Source organism: Thiobacillus denitrificans, from assembly GCF_001530125.1.
GTDB lineage: Bacteria > Pseudomonadota > Gammaproteobacteria > Burkholderiales > Thiobacillaceae > Thiobacillus > Thiobacillus denitrificans_C.
The window spans coordinates 1-3,555 of sequence record NZ_LDUG01000044.1 but is presented as its reverse complement, the minus strand read 5'-3'; the positions used below and the strand labels follow the sequence as shown (position 1 = coordinate 3,555).

The 3,555-nt window shown below is 59.0% G+C and carries 5 protein-coding genes and 1 pseudogene; 4 read left to right on the top strand and 2 right to left on the bottom strand.

Annotated features, from left to right (window positions below; genetic code table 11):
- Positions 1-319: 319 nt before the first annotated feature.
- The 4 genes and pseudogenes from ABW22_RS13820 to ABW22_RS18350 all read left to right on the top strand — a co-directional run.
- Positions 320-1,024 (top strand): SDR family oxidoreductase, encoded by a 705-nt coding sequence (locus ABW22_RS13820; RefSeq protein ID WP_193393311.1) that lies wholly within the window; start codon positions 320-322, stop codon positions 1,022-1,024.
- Positions 1,025-1,146: 122 nt separating this feature from the next.
- On the top strand, positions 1,147-1,542 hold the full coding sequence (locus ABW22_RS13815) for an MbcA/ParS/Xre antitoxin family protein (RefSeq protein ID WP_059757924.1): 396 nt from the start codon (positions 1,147-1,149) through the stop codon (positions 1,540-1,542).
- Positions 1,539-2,261 (top strand): RES family NAD+ phosphorylase, encoded by a 723-nt coding sequence (locus tag ABW22_RS13810; RefSeq protein ID WP_059757921.1) that lies wholly within the window; start codon positions 1,539-1,541, stop codon positions 2,259-2,261. Before ABW22_RS13815 ends, ABW22_RS13810 begins: the two co-directional genes overlap by 4 nt.
- Before the next feature lie 304 nt (positions 2,262-2,565).
- Positions 2,566-2,745, top strand: a pseudogene (locus tag ABW22_RS18350) (type I restriction-modification system subunit M N-terminal domain-containing protein); the annotation flags it as partial.
- 52 nt (positions 2,746-2,797) lie between these two features.
- Here ABW22_RS18350 and ABW22_RS16890 read toward each other — a convergent pair.
- Both ABW22_RS16890 and ABW22_RS13800 read right to left on the bottom strand, forming a co-directional pair.
- Positions 2,798-3,040 carry a Txe/YoeB family addiction module toxin gene (locus ABW22_RS16890; RefSeq protein ID WP_082708864.1) on the bottom strand — a complete coding sequence of 81 codons (243 nt, stop codon included), beginning with the start codon at positions 3,038-3,040 and terminating at the stop codon, positions 2,798-2,800.
- Positions 3,037-3,288: a type II toxin-antitoxin system Phd/YefM family antitoxin gene (locus tag ABW22_RS13800; RefSeq protein WP_059757914.1), complete on the bottom strand. Its 252-nt coding sequence runs from the start codon at positions 3,286-3,288 to the stop codon at positions 3,037-3,039. Before ABW22_RS13800 ends, ABW22_RS16890 begins: the two co-directional genes overlap by 4 nt.
- Positions 3,289-3,555: the final 267 nt, after the last annotated feature.

The window sequence follows — 3,555 nt, the reverse complement described above, 5'->3', positions numbered from 1 at the left end:
CCCGCCAACACAATGCGTATAAAAGGGTTTCTATTCGTTCGGCCATCACGGGCGGTGCGCCGGATCGGCGGGGCGGTTTGGGGCCGGTTCAATGATTGCGGACACGATCCCTCTCACAAGCGCCCTTACCCTTTCCCATGACCGGATAGATATTTAACGAGCGTTCCTCGCCGTTTTGTGCCTGCTGACCGAAGAACGCCGACGGCCATCAAGGCGGATGACCTACATTCAAGATAGTCAAGAACACACATTGGCGCCCGGTCATCTGCTAGTGATTCGCCGGGCGCCCGGGCAATGGCAAGGGTTGGAGAAACATCCGATGAAAACGATGACCAGTGTCTTGATCACCGGCGCCAGCCGCGGGCTGGGTCTGGAATGGGCACGGCAGTATGCCGAGGCCGGCTGGCGGGTGTTCGCCAGCTGCCGCCGCCCCGAAGAAGCCAACGACCTCAAGGCCCTGGCCGTCCGGCAGCCGCGACTGAGCGTGCATCGTCTCGACGTGACTGACAGCGAGCAGCTGCGCACCCTGCAGCTCGACCTGGAGGAAGCCCGGATCGACGTGCTGCTCAACAATGCGGGCGTGTATCTGGACAAGTTCATGGGAGACCTCGGGGGGATCGACTACGAAGTCTGGCTGCGCACCTTCGCCGTCAACACCCTGGGAGCGGTGCGGGTGAGCGAGGCATTCATCGAGCAGGTGGCCAGAAGCGAGAAAAAACGCGTGGTGACGGTCAGCAGCCACATGGGGTCCATCGCCGAGATCGCGGATCCAGGCAGCTACGCCTACCGATCCAGCAAGGCTGCCTTGAACGCCGCCATGAAGGGGCTCTCGCATGCGTTCGCGCAGCGCGGCATCGGTCTCCTGCTGCTGCATCCGGGCTGGGTGAAAACCCGCATGGGTGGTCCCGACGCGACGCTCACGCCCGAGCAGAGCGTCCACGGCATGCGCACCCTGGTGGAGAATTTCAAGCCGGAGATGAACGGGCGCTTTTTCCGCCATGACGGCAGCGAGATTCCATGGTGAAGGAGGGCGCTTTCCAGAGCGGCCCGGTGAACGCCTTCAAGTCCCGGTATCCGCACCCGCTTAATTGTTGCAATTGTAACTATATTAGATACAATTAAAACATATCAGGATCGGAGGACATCATGAATCAGGCGGTCGCAGCATTCAATCAATCCGAACATAATCGGGGCGCCTTGGCCAGGATGGTGACCCGCGCCTTCGAGCACTGGAAACTCGGAACCGAGGACCAGTTGGCCATGCTCGGCCTGGCCACCAATAACCGGGCTGCGCTCAGCCGCTACCGCAAGGGGGAACCCTTGGCGGCAAATCGGGATTTGCTGGAGCGTGCCGGCCATGTGCTCGCGATCCACAAGAACCTGCGCCTGGTTTTTCCACAGGACCGCGACTTGGCCTACGCGTGGATGACCCAACGCAGCCGTGCCTTCGATGGGCGAACCCCGGCCGAGGTCATACGGGAATGGGGTTTCGCCGGGATGCTGGTGGTCCGTGCCTATCTGGACCGGGTGCGCGGTCATTGACGGACGCTTTCTTTGCCGGGCTGTCCCTGGTCGATGTGCATCAGGACCTGGCGCGAAACATCAAATCCATCCGGGTGACCCAGGACCTTTTTGACGACCTGTCCGACGACCCCGCAGACTGGGACGTTGCCCAACAGCATGAACTTGCGACCAAACCGCCAACCTACGAATCCTCCATGCCCGTCATCGACCGTCCGTTTGAGGAATCCGCCTGGTTCAACGCCATCGAGTTTCCTTTCAAGCACTGGGCGGCCAGTCGCTTCAGCGATGGCAGCTACGGCATCTGGTACGGGTCGGACTCGGTCGAAACCACGGTTCACGAAACCGTTCACCACTGGCGGAATGTGTTTCTGGCAGATGCAGGCTTTGACCAGCTGGTGATTCGCGGTGAGCGCGAACACATCACGGGTGAGCGCAAGGTGTACTGGGTGCGCTGCGATGCTGCGCTTGTCGATCTGCGGCCAAAAATTGCGGCTTACCCGGATCTGGTTCATCCAAGCAGCCACCACTTTACCCAAGCGATCGGGGCCCGGCTTCGTCACGAAGGACCCCCTGGTCTAGTGAGCCGCTCAGCCCGCTGCGACGGGGACAATTACGGGGTGTTGAACAAGGCCGTGTTGTCCAAGCCTCATGCGTGCTGCTCCCTGACTTACCGGCTGAGCCGAAAGGGCGTGGCAGTCGAGCGGGAAGTGGGGCAGACCTGGATGGTGCTGGCCTGAGGTTCTTCCGATTGGGGCTGGCCCACATTCTGTAGGAACCCGAGCAACCTGCTAACCACGATCCCATAGAATCAGATCGGTCGCATTTCAAGCCATACCGTGCATCGCGCAAGAGGTCATGCAAAAACGTGTGTGCTGTTGCTATACACATGCTGTTTGAGAGGAATACCTAGTGTTTAGCTCTTTATCGTTGGGGTAATACGCCTGGCAGCACACTGGGTTGTGCGAAGATTCGGCAGATAAGAATTAAAGGGAGAAATGTATGTGGGAGACAACACGCAGTTGGAAAGGCCAAGCGCGCTAAATGTGGCAAAGCGCAACAATCACACGGTATGACTGCATGACCAAGCTCACCCTCAGCCAGCTTTCCAGCCTGCTTTTCCGTGCCTGCGACGACCTGCGCGGCAACATGGACGCCTCGGAGTACAAGGAATACATCTTCGGCATGCTGTTCCTGAAGCGGCTTTCCGACCTGTTTGACCAGGAACGCGAACAGCTCGCCAAGGACCTCAAGGCCAAGGGCATGACGGAGGCGATCATCGCTGAGCGATCAGCAGCCCATCATTCTCGACGCGATACACCATGCGATGCTCATCTGTTATTCGGCGTGACCAGAACCCTGAAAGCGCATGCTTCAACGGCTCGGGTTTGCCCACGCCTGTGAAGGGCTCGCGCTGTGTCTCGCGTATCAGCTTGTTGATTCGCTCCACCATACGCTTGTCTTGTTTCTGCCAGTACAGGTAGTCTTCCCATGCCTCGTCAGCGAAAGCCAGCTTCACTTGGACAGCTTCCGCTCAACGCCCTTGCCGGCGTCCAGTTGTGCGGCGGCCGACAGAAGACGCTTGGCGTTAGCCGGCGTGCGCAAAAGATAGGCAGTTTCTTCCAGCGCCTTGTAGTCTTCGAGCGAGAGCATTGCGACGGACTGTGCTCCGTTGCGAGTGATGATCAGGGCTTCATGGTCGTTGCAAACACGGTCCATTGCGCTGGCAAGGTTTGCACGAACGGTGGTGTAGGTGATCGCATCCATGGCAGGGCTCCTTTTCTGTACGCGTTTCTGTACATGTTCAATGGCCGCTTGTCTAGTGTCACGGCGCAGGCGCCCAACCCATCGCGGAAGCGCACAGGGTCAACAACCGTCTTGAACCCAAAAACCGCAGTTGACCGCTCATCACCTCAATGGAAGCCGCGTGAATACTGAGTTTTCCGCCTTCGGATGTGGCGTCCTCGCGCAATATGGGATGTGGCGTCCTCGCGCAATATGTTCGCGTTCACCTTTTGGGTGACACCGCTACGC

What these genes read in the sequence shown, in the direction of transcription:
- ABW22_RS13820 (WP_193393311.1), top strand. Translation starts at nt 320, where the DNA reads ATGAAAACGATGACCAGTGTCTTGATCACCGGCGCCAGCCGCGGGCTG.
- ABW22_RS13815 (WP_059757924.1), top strand. Translation starts at nt 1,147, where the DNA reads ATGAATCAGGCGGTCGCAGCATTCAATCAATCCGAACATAATCGGGGC.
- ABW22_RS13800 (WP_059757914.1), bottom strand. Translation starts at nt 3,288, where the DNA reads ATGGATGCGATCACCTACACCACCGTTCGTGCAAACCTTGCCAGCGCA.